The organism is Geobacillus thermopakistaniensis (assembly GCF_000498995.1).
In the GTDB taxonomy this organism is placed as follows: Bacteria; Bacillota; Bacilli; order Bacillales; family Anoxybacillaceae; genus Geobacillus; species Geobacillus thermoleovorans.
On sequence record NZ_AYSF01000088.1, the window covers coordinates 1 to 13537 of the forward strand.

Here is a 13537-nt window from a genome sequence, read left to right on the forward strand (position 1 = left end):
GCCCGCTCGACTTGCATGTATTAGGCACGCCGCCAGCGTTCGTCCTGAGCCAGGATCAAACTCTCCAAAGAAAGTTGATTGGCTTTTCGGATTGTCCAGCTTCGGCCAAAGCGGCCTCCGCTTTTCTTATGACGCTTGCGTTTTGTTTAGTTTTCAAGGAACTTGTTTATCTTGCACACTTTTATCATTATACATATCATTTAATTTGCTGTCAACATATCTTTCATGAACAGCGACATTAGTTAATATAATGCATTATCATATAAAAGTCAATAACTTTTAAACAAAAAAATAAAAGGCATCTTGAATAATGATGCCTACAAAATATATCGGTCAATCACGATTAACGCTGCCGCTCCAGGGAGGCCAAGAAATCCGCAAACGATTGAGGTGACGAGGTTAATCGGAATATGGATGTTAAAATGCCCGCCGATGGCGTTGATGACAAACAGCGCGAGCGCCCCAACGATCAGGCGGATAGCAGCGTAGCCGATCAGGCGAAGCGCTTTGAGACGGGCGCCGACGATAAGCAAAACGGCGATAAGCGCTAGCAACACGGTAATGACGACTTTCGGCTCCAACGTTTGAACCCCCTTTTTGCACGCTTGTACTACCAACGTATGAGAAACAGGGGAAAAAAGAACAAAAAAATAAGGAAGTTAACGCACTTCCTTAAGTGTGATGCGGCGGTGCTTCGCTTCGCGGAGGAGGAAAAAATATTTGGCCTCAGCGAGTTGCAATGCGCTCAGCACCTCCGGAGACGGATCGACGCTTTTTTCGATGAGTTGTTTCTGCTCAAGCCATTCAGTTCTAGCCTTTTGTAGTTCAGCCATTAACTTCTCATCAAATTGTCTCTTTAGTTTCCCCTTTCGCCGCCATAACAAACCGATCCCCACCTTCTTTCTCTCTATAGCTCACGGCGCCCTTCCAACGCCTTTGATAACGTCACTTCGTCCGCATACTCCAAGTCGCCGCCGACCGGCAAGCCATGGGCGATGCGGGTGACTTTGATTCCTGTCGGCTTCAACAGGCGGGAGATGTACATCGCCGTTGCCTCTCCCTCGATGTTCGGGTCGGTCGCTAAAATCACCTCTTGGACCGTCTCATCCTGCAATCGCGTGAGCAGCTCGGCGATTTTAATATCTTCCGGTCCGATGCCTTCCATCGGCGAGATGGCCCCGTGCAACACGTGGTACAGGCCATTGTATTCTTTCATCCTCTCCATGGCGATGACATCTTTCGGATCCTGAACAACGCAAATCGTCGTCCGGTCGCGCCGCTCGTCTTTGCAGATGTAGCAAGGGTCTGTATCTGTAATATGTCCGCAAATCGTGCAATAATGAATATGCCGCTTGACATCAACGAGCGCTTTGGCAAACTCAAGCACGGTGTCTTCTTTCATCGCCAGCACATGAAATGCAAGGCGGGCAGCCGTTTTCGGGCCGATGCCGGGCAGTTTCATAAAACTGTCAATCAACTTCGATAGCGGTTCTGGATAATGCATACGCCCCCCCTAGAACAACCCTGGAATGTTAAGTCCTTTCGTAAACTGCCCCATCATTTCATTAGCCAACTCATCCGCTTTTTTCAACGCATCGTTTGTCGCTGCCAAAATCAAATCTTGCAGCATTTCAATATCGTCTGGGTCGACGACTTCCTCTTTAATTTTTACTTCCAAAATTTGTTTATGACCGTTAGCGACAACGGTCACCATGCCTCCGCCCGCCGTGCCTTCCACCGTTTTTTCCGCCAACTCTTCCTGCGCTTTTTGCATTTCTTTTTGCATTTTTTGCATTTGTTTTAACATTTTTTGCATATTGCCCATTCCGCCACGCATCATCTTGGCATCCTCCTTTAAACGGTTTATTCTTTAATTTCGATCAGCTCTTCGCCAAACAGCCGCTTCGCTTCGGCGATTAACGGATCTTCTTCGCTTTTTTCCACCATGGCGTCCTTATTGCGGATGAACTCTTCTCTTATTTTTCCCCATTCTCCCTCCGGAATGGCTACCATTTCAAAGCGGCGGTTTGTCAGCTCAAACAAAATCGCTTCGACGTTTTCTTTGACCGAACTTGTGGGATCGGTCGCCATTTTGCAGTGGATTTCGTATTTGAATTTTAATACAAACGCTGAGGCGCTCGCTGCAACCGGCTCGCTCTCTTGCAGCAAGGCAGCGTGCGACACTTTATGCTGCCGTTTCAACGTGTCGAGCACATCCGCCCAGCATCCTTTCACCAAAGCTAAATCTTCATGCGTCGCCTGTTTCAACAGCTCGTAAATGCGGCCAACCGGGGCTTTATATCCCCCCGTTTTCATCGGTTTGGACAGTTTTTTCACCGGCGCGGCGGTCGACGGAGGGGCAGCAGGCGGTTGTTCCTTCAGGCGCCGCAATTCCGCCTCCAGCGTTTCAATCCGCTTTATCAACGGTTCCAACTCGGAAGCCGACAGCGACGGGGCGGCGGCTGATGGATGGCAAAGTTTCACAAGCGCCACTTCCAACAGAAGGCGCGGGTGGTTTGTCCACTTCATCTCTTGCTGGCTTTTGTTCAGCAACTCGATGGCCTCGTATAAATTGGAAACCGGAATCATTTCCGACAGTGAAGTGAACGCTTCGTCAACGACAGCAATTTGAATCGCTCCCTCCACATAGGGAGCGGTTTTGTACAGCAATAAATCGCGATAGTACAAAATCAAGTCTTCAACCAAACGATGCGGATCTTTCCCTTGCGCCATCATCGTTTCCAACTGCTGAAGAACCGCCGCTGTATCTTTGCGGTGGATGGCTTCGATGAAGCTCGATAAGGCGGCAAATGATGCAGCCCCGGTCATCGCCAGCACGTCGTCGAGCCGAAGTTTCCCGTCGCTGAACGAAATGGCTTGATCAAGCAAGCTGAGCGCATCGCGCATCCCCCCGTCTGCAGCACGGGCGATGGCGGACAATGCCTCATCGGACGCCTCGACACCTTGGGCGCTTGCGACATACTTTAGCCGTGAAACGATCGCCGGAAGCGGGATGCGGCGAAAATCGAACCGTTGGCAGCGGGAAATGATCGTCGTCGGAATTTTGTGCGGCTCGGTCGTGGCCAAAATGAAAATGACGTGTTTCGGCGGCTCCTCCAACGTTTTCAACAGCGCGTTAAACGCACCGATCGACAGCATATGCACCTCGTCGATGATATACACTTTGTAGCGGGCCGACGTCGGCGCAAATTTCACCTTCTCACGGATATCACGAATTTCATCGACGCGGTTGTTGGAAGCAGCGTCAATTTCCAGCACATCGGGAACCGTTCCATTCGTAATGCCGAGGCAAGCTGGACACTCATTGCATGGCTCCGCCGCTGGCGCCTGTTCACAGTTGACCGCCTTGGCGAAAATTTTCGCTGCGCTCGTTTTTCCTGTACCGCGCGGGCCGGAAAATAAGTAAGCGTGCGATATTTTATGTTGAAGCAGGGCGCTTTGCAACGTCTTGGTCACGTGTTCTTGGCCGACCATGTCCGCAAAGCGCTGCGGCCGAAACACGCGATATAACGCTTGGTATGCCACGGAAAACGGCCCTCCTCTTTCTCTCGTCCTATCTATTATATAACTTCCTATTGCAATTTGAAATAACAAAAAACCCACTCGCCATGAGTGGGTTTTGTTCCCTATCGCTATGTAAGGCCGTGCACCTTCTGTCGATTAGCTGCCCCGAGCGTTGCTCAAGCAGTTAGCTCAGCCCAGGCGTCCCCGCGGCACATGGGAGCATCCGCTTACTGCTGCTTCCTTCCGGACCTGACAGGGTTCACGGAATCCCATTGCGCGGGACCCAGACGTCAACACCACTTGCTTGAGACAGGCCTCGCAACAGACTAACCTCGAGAAGGAATTCAGCCTCGCTAGAGCGGATTGCGAGTACAGGGCACCGCTACCTCCCCGCTTAGCACGGCACTATCAGTATAGCTCGTTAGCGGAAAAAATGCAATGTCAATCGACGGAATTTTCGTTGGCACTCCCGCCAACATTTCTCTTTTGTTCGCGCAATCGTCGAAAAAATTGGCTCAACAGCGAACCGCACTCGTCAGCAAGCACCCCGCTTACCACCTTAACCTGATGGTTAAATCGGCTTTCCTGCAATAAGTTCATCAATGTCCCAGCGCACCCTCCCTTTGGGTCAAACGCGCCAAATACAACCCGTTCGATGCGGGAAAGAACAATGGCGCCTGCGCACATGGCGCACGGCTCAAGCGTTACGTACAACGTCGCCCGCTCAAGCCGCCATGAACCGGTTGCCCGGCATGCTTCATCGATTGCCAAAATTTCTGCATGAGCGATGGCGCGTTGTTCGGTTTCCCGCAAATTATGAGCGCGGGCGATGACGCGGCCGTCTTGAACGATGACAGCGCCGATCGGCACTTCGCCGATCTGCTCCGCTTTTTTTGCTTCTTCCATTGCCAATCGCATGTAGTACTCGTCGGTGTTCATCGTATACCCCTTCACACAAACGGTCATTTCTCCTTTCTTTTCATCATAGAATATGGAGAATAAAGACGCAACTAGGAGGTCAAGTATGCAAATCCACGTAGTGCAGAGTGGACAAACGTTAAGTGGAATTGCTGAGGCATACGGGACCACGGCGGAAGACATTGTCCGGGCCAACAAGCTTCCAAACCCTGATAAACTCGTTGTCGGCCAGGCGCTCGTGATCCCGATCGTCGGTCGTTTTTACTGGGTGCAGCGCGGCGACACGTTATGGTCGATTGCACGCCGATTTTCGATTCCGATGCAGCGGCTTGCCGAAGTGAATCGCCTCTCCTTAAACGCTCCGCTTAAGGTCGGGCAGCGGCTTTATATACCGCCCGGCGCCAAGCGAAGAGCGGAGTTTAACGCCTATATTGAACCGCGCGGCGCGACTGTCAGCCCAGCGCTGGAGGCGAGCGCTCGCGAAGCCGCTCCGTATTTGACTTATTTGAGTCCTTTTTATTTTGCGATCCGACGCGACGCGACATTGCAAGAGCCGCCGCTTGACGACTTTCCGGATATTGCCCGCGCCAACCGCGTCACGCTCGTTATGGTTGTCGCCAACATTGAAAACGGGCAGTTCAGCGACGAGCTCGGCGCGCTTATGTTAACAAACGAAACGCTGCAAAATCGTCTGCTCGACAACATTGTCGCGACCGCTAGACGGTATGGCTTCCGCGACATCCATTTTGATTTTGAATATTTGCGCCCGGAAGACCGTGAGGCGTATAATGCGTTTTTGCGCAAAGCGAAACGGCGGTTTGCACGAGAAGGGTGGATGATGTCGACCGCCTTAGCGCCGAAAACGAGCGCGACCCAGCGCGGACGTTGGTACGAAGCACACGACTACCGCGCCCATGGACAAATTGTCGACTTTGTCGTGATCATGACGTATGAATGGGGCTACAGCGGCGGGCCGCCGATGCCGGTGTCCCCGATCGGTCCGGTCCGCCGCGTTCTCGAGTACGCCATCTCTGAAATGCCAGCCGGAAAAATTTTGATGGGGCAAAACTTGTATGGCTACGACTGGACGCTGCCATATGTACCCGGCGGCCCGTACGCCCAGGCCATCAGCCCGCAGCAAGCCATCGCCCTCGCCGCAAAGTATAACGTTGCCATCGAATACGATACGGAGGCGCAGGCACCGCATTTTCGCTATCGCGACGAAAACGGACGCGAGCATGAAGTATGGTTTGAGGACGCCCGCTCCATTCAAGCAAAATTTAATCTCGTGAAGGAACTTGGTTTGCGCGGGGTCAGCTATTGGAAACTTGGCATTGATTTTCCACAAAACTGGCTGCTGATCGCTGATCAATTTACTGTTGTAAAAAAATAAAGGCATNATCTCGTGAAGGAACTTGGTTTGCGCGGGGTCAGCTATTGGAAACTTGGCATTGATTTTCCACAAAACTGGCTGCTGATCGCTGATCAATTTACTGTTGTAAAAAAATAAAGGCAAAAAAACCCCGCCGGTCAACGGCGGGTTTTTTTATGATGGGAAACGGCTTTCGGCGGTCAGCCGTTTCAGATGACAATCTCCTCTTATGCGCGTCAGTCCTCTTCATCATCGTCTTGGCCAAGAACAAGACTTCTTGTTCCTCATTGCCAACGTCATTCACTATAACACGGCAGTCGGGAAAAGTCAACCAACGATTTGCCTCAAGCACCTTTTTTTCAGCGAATGACGTCCCGATTCCCCATGTAAGGACGAAGCGCTTCCGGAACGATGACCGAGCCGTCTTCTTGCTGGTAGTTTTCCAAAATGGCGGCGACCGTCCGCCCAATGGCTAGCCCCGAACCGTTTAATGTATGCACGTACTCCGGTTTCGCTTTTGGATCCCGACGGAAGCGGATGTTGGCACGGCGCGCTTGAAACGCCTCAAAGTTGCTGCACGACGAAATTTCCCGGTACGTTCCGTAACTTGGCAGCCAAACTTCAATATCGTACGTTTTCGCCGCCGAGAATCCAAGGTCTCCGGTGCACAAGGCGACAACGCGGTACGGAAGCCCGAGCCGTTGCAAAATCGTCTCTGCCTGGCGCGTCAGCTTTTCCAATTCATCGTACGAGTCCTCCGGCTTTACGAACTTTACCAGCTCGACTTTATTGAACTGATGCTGACGGATCAGCCCTCTCGTGTCGCGGCCGGCCGACCCGGCTTCCGCGCGGAAGCAGGCGCTGTAGGCCGCATAGTAAATCGGCAAATCATCTGCGGCCAAAATTTCGTCGCGGTGCAGGTTCGTCACCGGCACCTCAGCGGTCGGAATGAGGAAATAATCTTCGCTGTCCAAATGGAACGCATCCTCGGCAAATTTCGGCAACTGTCCGGTTCCGATCATGCTCGCCCGGTTCACTAAATATGGCGGCAACACTTCTTCGTAACCGAATTCATCGAGATGGATGTCAAGCATAAAGTTGATGAGCGCCCGCTCAAGCCGCGCTCCTAACCCTTTATAAAAGACAAATCGGCTTCCCGCCACTTTGGCGGCTCGCTCAAAGTCGAGCAAACCGAGCCGATCGGCGATTTCCCAATGCGGCTTCGGCTCAAAGGAAAACGAACGCGGCTCTCCCCATCTCCGCACTTCCACATTGTCCTCTTCTGATTGGCCGATCGGCACTGATTCGTGCGGCACGTTTGGAATTGACAACAACAAGTCGTCGAGTTCCGCCTCAAGCTGGCGAATTTGTTCATCCATCCGTTTAATGCGGTCACCGACTTCGCGCATTTGGGCAATCAGCGGCTCGGCGTCCTTTTTCTCGCGCTTTAGGACAGCGATTTGCTGCGACACATCGTTGCGCTTGCTTTTCAGCTCTTCGACTTCCGCGATCAAGCGGCGGCGGTCTTTGTCCAATTGTTCAAAGCGGTCGATGTTCGTCAAATCCCCGCCGCGCTGCATTAGTTTTTCTTTCACTTCTTCAAACTGGGTGCGCAATATTTTCACATCCAGCATGGCTTTTACCTCCTTTTCCATTCAATATTATACATAAAAAAGCCCCCGTCCCAAAAAAGGGACGGGAGCCATCCCGCGGTGCCACCCTTATTGAAGGCTTGCTATGCCTTCCCCTTTTGCCGTTAACGGCGGCGGCCGAAAACGCCTACTGGCCCTTTGGGCGTTCAACGTTTTGCTCGAGGATGGATTCACAGGAGCTCCCTGCCGGTTCGCACCGCCCACCGGCTCTCTGATAAGGAAGGCATCCCGCTACTCGTTCCTCTCATCGCTTTCGCTTGATCACTTTACTTGAGGCTTGACGCCATTTTCGCTTCTTTGACCATGTTGAGGAAGTATTGCATCAATCGATGATCGTCGGTCAGCTCTGGGTGGAACGAGCAGCCAAGAAACTGTCCTTGTCGAGCGGCGACAATGCGGTCATTGTATGTCGCCAAGACATCGACCCCGTCCCCGGCCTCCACGATATGCGGAGCGCGGATGAAGACGCCGACAAAGCCATCGCCGACGCCTTTAATCGACAGCTCCGCCTCAAAGCTTTCCCGCTGCCGACCGAACGAGTTCCGCTCGACTGTAATGTCCATTAATCCTAAATGTGGCTCGTCATAGCCGACAATTCGCTTCGCCAGCAAAATGAGTCCGGCGCACGTGCCGAACATCGGCTTGCCGGCAGCGGCAAATTGCTTGAGCGGCTCCATCAGCCCATAGCGGTCGATGAGCCGCCGCATCGTTGTGCTTTCGCCGCCCGGCAGCACAAGACCGTCCAACCCTTCAAGCTGCTCCGGCTTTTTCACGATGACCGCCTCGGCGCCGCACGCCTCAATGGCGCGAACATGCTCCCGCACAGCTCCTTGCAGTCCAAGTACACCTATTTTCATCGTTGCTTTGCTCCTTTATTTAGCTTACCAGCCGCGTTCTTGCATCCGGTGCTCCGGCAACAATGTCGCGATATCGATGCCGCGCATCGCGCCGCCCAATCCTTTCGACAAGTGTGCGATCAATTCATAGTCTTCGTAATGAGTCGTCGCCTCTACGATCGCGCGCGCGTATTTTTCCGGATTTTCCGATTTGAAAATGCCAGACCCAACAAAGACACCGTCCGCACCCAAGTGCATCATCAAGGCAGCGTCAGCCGGTGTCGCGACACCGCCGGCGGCAAAGTTGACGACCGGCAGGCGGCCAAGCCGCTTGATCTCGCGCAGCACCTCAACCGGAGCCCCGAGCTGTTTCGCCTCAGCGACAAGCTCATCTTCGCTCATGTTGACGACTTTGCGAATTTGCGCGTTCACTTTGCGCATATGGCGCACGGCCTCAACGATGTTGCCTGTCCCCGGCTCTCCTTTCGTCCGCAACATCGATGCCCCTTCTGCAATGCGGCGCGCCGCTTCCCCTAAATCGCGGCAACCGCACACAAATGGAACGGTAAACTGCCGTTTGTCAATATGGAACTCCTCATCAGCCGGCGTTAATACTTCGCTTTCGTCAATGTAGTCGACACCAAGCGCCTCTAAGACACGCGCCTCAACATAGTGACCGATCCGCACTTTCGCCATGACTGGGATCGAAACGGCGTTCATCACTTCTTCGATCACCGTCGGGTCGGCCATGCGCGCGACACCGCCAGCGGCGCGAATGTCCGCCGGGACGCGCTCGAGCGCCATAACCGCGACAGCCCCTGCCGCTTCAGCGATTTTCGCCTGTTCTGCGTTCACGACGTCCATGATGACGCCGCCTTTTTGCATTTCCGCCATGCCGCGTTTGACGCGGTCCGTACCTGTCAATGCCAACGTTGATTCCCCCTATTCCTAATCCTTATGCTTTGCGAGGCATGCAAAAGGACGATTCCACTGTTTTATTTTACCTCAATTTTTACAAAAATCACAATGGAAAAAAGCTCCCCATCAAGGGGAGTCGATTTTACAGCCAGCCTTTCACTGTTTTGGCGACGCTTGTCCATAAATCAACAAACAGTCCGCCGACCGCGCGCATCGAAAGAACAAACCAATTGGCTTTTTCGACTTCAGCTGTTGTGACAAGCGGCACACGGATGTTTTTTTGCATGTCTGGGCTTAAGAAGGCAAGGGAGTCGTCCCCTTTATATTCGAGCGTCATATATCCAACTGTTTCCCCTTTTTTCAAAGGGGCGACTAGCTTTCCTTCTTTTGTCATTTTTTTCTTGTCCAACACATATACAGGTTTGTATTGTTTTTCCTCGCCGTTTTTCACAAGCAGATCCAGATTCTTTCCTGTCGCGACACGAACCTCTTTTTCTTTCCCTTTCACGACCGGAAGTGTTTCTTTTCCTTTCAGCTGGTACCCTTTTGGATAAAGCGTCTCGAGGGAGTATTGGTTGAATCCGTAGTTAAATAGTTTTTCTGTCTCTTTAAAGCGCGCCTCTTTTGTTGTTTTCCCACTCGCATCTTTCGCGTTCATGACAACCGAAATCAAGCGGACGCCGTTTCGTTTCGCCGTCCCGGTGAAACAGTTGCCGGCAAATTCCGTATAGCCGGTTTTCAACCCGTCTACACCTTCGTATCCGTACACAAGCCCAGGCAGCATCCAATTCCAGTTGTCCATTTTGATTTCATCTTTTGTTCCTTCCCGGAATACTTTATGAGGAATGCTCGCTGTTTTCAGCACTTCGGGATGATCTTTCAGCAACCGGTAGGCAAGCATCGCCATCGCACGTGCGGACATGACGTTTTCCTCATTTGTGCTTGTCCCTTCTGGATGGAATCCTTTTAAATCCTTATTGCTCAACCCTGTGGCATTGACAAACTTATAATCTTTCAGCCCAAGCTCTTTCGCTTTGTCGTTCATCATTTTCACAAAATTTTTCTCCGATCCAGCGATGATCTCAGCAATCGCGACCGTTGCCCCGTTCGCCGAATAAATGGCCATTGCCTCGTACAGCTCACGCACCGTATACTTGCCATCTTTTCGCAACGGGACATTGGACAGCGCCCGGTCTTGCGACAGCCGGTACACGTAATCGCTTGGCGTGTACATTTGATCCCATTTGACGCGCTTCGCCTTAATGGCGTCAAGAAGCAAATACTCGGTCATCATTTTCGTCATGCTGGCAATCCCAAGCACCGTATCGATATTTTTTTCATACAAAATTCTTCCCGTTTGTGCATCCACTAAAATCGCAGCGTCCGCCCGGATGTCAAGCGGGGCGCTTTCCGCCTTCACCGTCTGTTGAAACGGACCAAACGTTAAACAAAGGCAAATCGACAGCAACCAAAACAACCAGTTTTGTTTTCTCCTCCTCACAATGACACCCTCCTCACACAACCGTTATTGTAACATACCGTCGGCCAAAAAAATAGACGGAGGACATGTCTCCGTCAAAGTTGAGCCGATCGGCGCAACTCCGATCAAAAAGCAGAGTAGTTCGGCGCTTCTTTCGTAATTTGCACGTCATGCGGATGGCTTTCACGAAGCCCCGCGCTCGTCATGCGGATAAACTGCGTTTTTTCGCGCAGCTCTTCCAAATTGCGGGTTCCACAATAACCCATGCCGGCACGCAACCCACCGACAAGCTGATAAATCGTGTCGGCAAGCGGCCCTTTGTATGGAACGCGTCCCTCGATGCCTTCCGGGACAAACTTTTTCGCATCTTCTTGAAAATAGCGGTCTTTGCTGCCGCGCTCCATGGCTGCGACCGATCCCATGCCCCGGTACACCTTAAAGCGGCGGCCTTGGTAAATTTCCGTCTCACCCGGGCTTTCGGAAACACCAGCAAGCAAGCTGCCGAGCATAACCGCATGCGCCCCAGCCGCGATCGCCTTCACAATGTCGCCGGAATATTTGATCCCGCCGTCAGCGATGATCGGGACGCCATGTTTGCGCGCCTCAGTCGCACAGTCGTAGATCGCCGTAATTTGCGGCACACCAACCCCGGCGACAACCCGGGTCGTGCAGATTGACCCCGGACCGATTCCGACTTTAATAATGTTCGCCCCAGCCTCAATCAAGTCGCGCGTCCCTTCAGCTGTCGCGACATTGCCGGCGATGATGTTCAAGTCCGGGTATTGGCGTCGGATGTTGGCCACCGTCTCTAGGACGCCTTTCGAATGGCCGTGCGCCGTGTCAACGACAATGACATCAACCCCTGCCTCAACAAGCTTTTTGACGCGAATCATCGTGTCCGCCGTCACCCCGACGGCCGCCCCGACAATCAGCCTCCCTTTCGCATCTTTCGCCGAATTCGGGAACTCAATGACCTTTTCAATATCCTTGATCGTAATTAATCCCTTCAGCACACCGTTTTCATCAACAAGAGGCAGTTTTTCGACCTTGTGTCGCTGCAAAATTTTCTCTGCTTCCTCCAACGTTGTCCCCACCGGAGCAGTGATCAAGTTTTCCTTCGTCATTACCTCGGAAATTTTAATCGAATAGTCTTGAATGAAACGCAAGTCACGGTTCGTAATAATGCCGACCAATTTTTGCTCCTCGGGGTTGTTGACGATCGGCACCCCCGAGATCCGATATTTACTCATTAAGTGTTCTGCATCATACACTTGATGATCCGGCGTTAGGAAAAACGGGTCCGTAATGACGCCTCGTTCCGACCGTTTCACCTTGTCGACCTGCTCGGCCTGCTGTTCGATCGACATATTTTTGTGAATGATGCCAAGGCCTCCCTGACGCGCCATCGCAATTGCCATCTCCGCTTCGGTGACCGTATCCATCCCAGCGCTGAGAATCGGGATGTTCAACTGCAGCGTATCGCTCAACTTCGTGGTTACATCAACATCGCGCGGCAATACGTCCGACTTCGCTGGGATGAGAAGAACGTCATCAAACGTCAATCCTTCCTTGGCGAATTTCGCTTCCCACATGTTTTCTCCCCCTTGTCCGGAAATATTATTAGTAGCTTAACAACTGGTTAAACTACTGTCAAGGAATCAAGAAAATGTCCAACTTTTCAGTTATTTCAAGACAATTCTATGTAAGGGGGGTAAAAATGTTCGGAAATCACGGTCAACTGTTTCGCCTTTCTGTTTTCCGCTCGGCCGATACTGCGCAGCAATTTTTGCGGCAATGCTATCAACAGCTGCAGCGGGATGACGCCGTCCAACGCAGTTATGCAAACTGTTACCCATTTTTATATTATCTGGAACACGGGCAAAACTTTTACGCCGCTGCCCAGCAGGCGCCGCTGTCCATCAAGCCAGTTCTCTTGTTTTACGGCATGGTGCAGCTCTTAAAAGCATGCCTGCTCACTGTCGACCCCGACTACCCGGAATCAACATCGGTCTTGGCCCATGGTGTATCAGCAAGAAAACGAAAAAAACAGGGCTACGAATTTTTAGATGATGAAGTGAAAATACAAAAAAACGGTTTATTCGCACATTTTTCTGAAAAAATGTTTCATGTGAAACAAGAAGCTGGGGAAAAATTTCGCATGGGCACGCTGTTGCAACGAATTGGCGAGTTGCATGAAACGTTTTTTCTTCTAAGCGGGCGAAAAAAACCGTTATCCTTGCCTGTTGTACATACTGCTTCGCCGCCGATGCTCGCCATCCCAAAAGTGATTTTGGACCACTACCATATGTCGTTGTCCCGCTTTGTCCAATATCTCTGTGAAGAAGGACAAGGAAAGCGGCTTTCGTTCGCCAAAGAAGAAGGAGAATTTCTGTATTTTCATATAGAATCGCCGCTGTCGCCGGCCGGAGAAGGTCCGTTTTTATTCCATCTTGACGGTACACTCCGAATTCCAGTCAAGAAAGAGAAAACATTCTCGCTTCCAGAAATACACGCCCATTACTTGTTGCTGTATAACTTGAGCATGATTTCGCGCTATGAGACGGAATGGTGGAGCGAGCTTCTCCATTCTTACCCAAGCAAGGCATACACTTTTATTCTTGAGTTTCTCTCCGTGTCGGCGGAAAAAGTGCCGTTGCTGCTTCATGAATACTTAATGCGGAAATTTTTGGGTTGAATCAAATCAAAAATCCCCTGCTGTATATACAGCAGGGGATTTTCGCCTAGCAACGACCTACTCTTGCAGGGGCGCTGGCCCCAACTACCATCGGCGCTGGAGGGCTTAACTTCCGTGTTCGGGATGGGAACGGGTGTTTCC

At 51.7% G+C, this 13537-nt stretch carries 13 protein-coding genes, 2 rRNA genes, 1 other RNA gene, 1 pseudogene and 1 other annotated feature; of the genes and pseudogenes, 3 read left to right on the forward strand and 14 right to left on the reverse strand.

Features of this window, described 5'->3' with window-relative positions:
- The 8 genes from T260_RS123920 to tadA all read right to left on the reverse strand — a co-directional run.
- Nucleotides 1-71, reverse strand: a 16S ribosomal RNA gene (locus tag T260_RS123920); the annotation flags it as partial.
- A gap of 246 nt (nucleotides 72-317) precedes the next feature.
- Complete coding sequence (locus tag T260_RS123915) at nucleotides 318-581, reverse strand: pro-sigmaK processing inhibitor BofA family protein (RefSeq protein WP_011229537.1); 264 nt, start codon at nucleotides 579-581, stop codon at nucleotides 318-320.
- Between the two features lie 78 nt (nucleotides 582-659).
- Nucleotides 660-884 carry a YaaL family protein gene (locus T260_RS123910; RefSeq protein WP_012820427.1) on the reverse strand — a complete coding sequence of 75 codons (225 nt, stop codon included), beginning with the start codon at nucleotides 882-884 and terminating at the stop codon, nucleotides 660-662.
- Nucleotides 885-907: 23 nt separating this feature from the next.
- The gene (gene recR, locus T260_RS123905; RefSeq protein ID WP_011229535.1) at nucleotides 908-1504 is read right to left on the reverse strand and encodes a recombination mediator RecR; all 597 of its coding nucleotides are present in this window, start codon (nucleotides 1502-1504) and stop codon (nucleotides 908-910) included.
- A gap of 9 nt (nucleotides 1505-1513) precedes the next feature.
- Nucleotides 1514-1837: a YbaB/EbfC family nucleoid-associated protein gene (locus T260_RS123900; protein ID WP_020279743.1), complete on the reverse strand. Its 324-nt coding sequence runs from the start codon at nucleotides 1835-1837 to the stop codon at nucleotides 1514-1516.
- Between the two features lie 26 nt (nucleotides 1838-1863).
- Complete coding sequence (dnaX, locus tag T260_RS123895; protein ID WP_014194558.1) at nucleotides 1864-3546, reverse strand: DNA polymerase III subunit gamma/tau; 1683 nt, start codon at nucleotides 3544-3546, stop codon at nucleotides 1864-1866.
- Between the two features lie 117 nt (nucleotides 3547-3663).
- An RNA gene (gene ffs / locus T260_RS1000000139145) (signal recognition particle sRNA large type) lies at nucleotides 3664-3928 on the reverse strand.
- A gap of 38 nt (nucleotides 3929-3966) precedes the next feature.
- Nucleotides 3967-4464 carry a tRNA adenosine(34) deaminase TadA gene (gene tadA / locus T260_RS123890; protein ID WP_011229532.1) on the reverse strand — a complete coding sequence of 166 codons (498 nt, stop codon included), beginning with the start codon at nucleotides 4462-4464 and terminating at the stop codon, nucleotides 3967-3969.
- A gap of 85 nt (nucleotides 4465-4549) precedes the next feature.
- Between tadA and T260_RS123885 the strand changes: the two genes are divergently transcribed.
- Both T260_RS123885 and T260_RS1000000140840 read left to right on the forward strand, forming a co-directional pair.
- Entirely contained in the window at nucleotides 4550-5836 is a 1287-nt protein-coding gene (locus T260_RS123885; protein ID WP_014194557.1) for a glycoside hydrolase family 18 protein, read from the forward strand.
- A gap of 9 nt (nucleotides 5837-5845) precedes the next feature.
- Nucleotides 5846-5953: pseudogene (locus tag T260_RS1000000140840) on the forward strand (hypothetical protein); the annotation flags it as partial.
- A gap of 221 nt (nucleotides 5954-6174) precedes the next feature.
- On the opposite strand, the gene serS reads toward T260_RS1000000140840, so the two are convergent.
- The 5 genes from serS to guaB all read right to left on the reverse strand — a co-directional run bounded on the left by serS (nucleotide 6175) and on the right by guaB (nucleotide 12293).
- Nucleotides 6175-7449, reverse strand: coding sequence for a serine--tRNA ligase (gene serS / locus T260_RS123880; RefSeq protein WP_011229529.1), 1275 nt, complete (start codon nucleotides 7447-7449; stop codon nucleotides 6175-6177).
- A gap of 54 nt (nucleotides 7450-7503) precedes the next feature.
- Nucleotides 7504-7724, reverse strand: a binding site (T-box leader).
- Between the two features lie 9 nt (nucleotides 7725-7733).
- Entirely contained in the window at nucleotides 7734-8324 is a 591-nt protein-coding gene (gene pdxT / locus T260_RS123875; protein WP_011229528.1) for a pyridoxal 5'-phosphate synthase glutaminase subunit PdxT, read from the reverse strand.
- A gap of 24 nt (nucleotides 8325-8348) precedes the next feature.
- Nucleotides 8349-9233: a pyridoxal 5'-phosphate synthase lyase subunit PdxS gene (pdxS, locus tag T260_RS123870; RefSeq protein WP_011229527.1), complete on the reverse strand. Its 885-nt coding sequence runs from the start codon at nucleotides 9231-9233 to the stop codon at nucleotides 8349-8351.
- A 130-nt stretch (nucleotides 9234-9363) separates the two neighbouring features.
- Nucleotides 9364-10722, reverse strand: coding sequence for a serine hydrolase (locus tag T260_RS123865; RefSeq protein ID WP_011229526.1), 1359 nt, complete (start codon nucleotides 10720-10722; stop codon nucleotides 9364-9366).
- A 104-nt stretch (nucleotides 10723-10826) separates the two neighbouring features.
- Nucleotides 10827-12293, reverse strand: a complete 1467-nt coding sequence (guaB, locus tag T260_RS123860) for an IMP dehydrogenase (RefSeq protein ID WP_011229525.1) — start codon at nucleotides 12291-12293, stop codon at nucleotides 10827-10829.
- A gap of 125 nt (nucleotides 12294-12418) precedes the next feature.
- Between guaB and T260_RS123855 the strand changes: the two genes are divergently transcribed.
- Nucleotides 12419-13396, forward strand: a complete 978-nt coding sequence (locus tag T260_RS123855) for a YaaC family protein (protein WP_012820422.1) — start codon at nucleotides 12419-12421, stop codon at nucleotides 13394-13396.
- Nucleotides 13397-13440: 44 nt separating this feature from the next.
- Here T260_RS123855 and rrf read toward each other — a convergent pair.
- A 5S ribosomal RNA gene (gene rrf / locus T260_RS1000000138345) occupies nucleotides 13441-13537 on the reverse strand; the annotation flags it as partial.

Bases quoted from the DNA above. Each gene is read 5' to 3' on its own strand.
- T260_RS123855 (WP_012820422.1), top strand. From the start codon at position 12,419: ATGTTCGGAAATCACGGTCAACTGTTTCGCCTTTCTGTTTTCCGCTCG.
- tadA (WP_011229532.1), bottom strand. From the start codon at position 4,464: ATGAACACCGACGAGTACTACATGCGATTGGCAATGGAAGAAGCAAAA.
- guaB (WP_011229525.1), bottom strand. From the start codon at position 12,293: ATGTGGGAAGCGAAATTCGCCAAGGAAGGATTGACGTTTGATGACGTT.
- serS (WP_011229529.1), bottom strand. From the start codon at position 7,449: ATGCTGGATGTGAAAATATTGCGCACCCAGTTTGAAGAAGTGAAAGAA.
- recR (WP_011229535.1), bottom strand. From the start codon at position 1,504: ATGCATTATCCAGAACCGCTATCGAAGTTGATTGACAGTTTTATGAAA.
- pdxT (WP_011229528.1), bottom strand. From the start codon at position 8,324: ATGAAAATAGGTGTACTTGGACTGCAAGGAGCTGTGCGGGAGCATGTT.
- T260_RS123885 (WP_014194557.1), top strand. From the start codon at position 4,550: ATGCAAATCCACGTAGTGCAGAGTGGACAAACGTTAAGTGGAATTGCT.
- T260_RS123900 (WP_020279743.1), bottom strand. From the start codon at position 1,837: ATGCGTGGCGGAATGGGCAATATGCAAAAAATGTTAAAACAAATGCAA.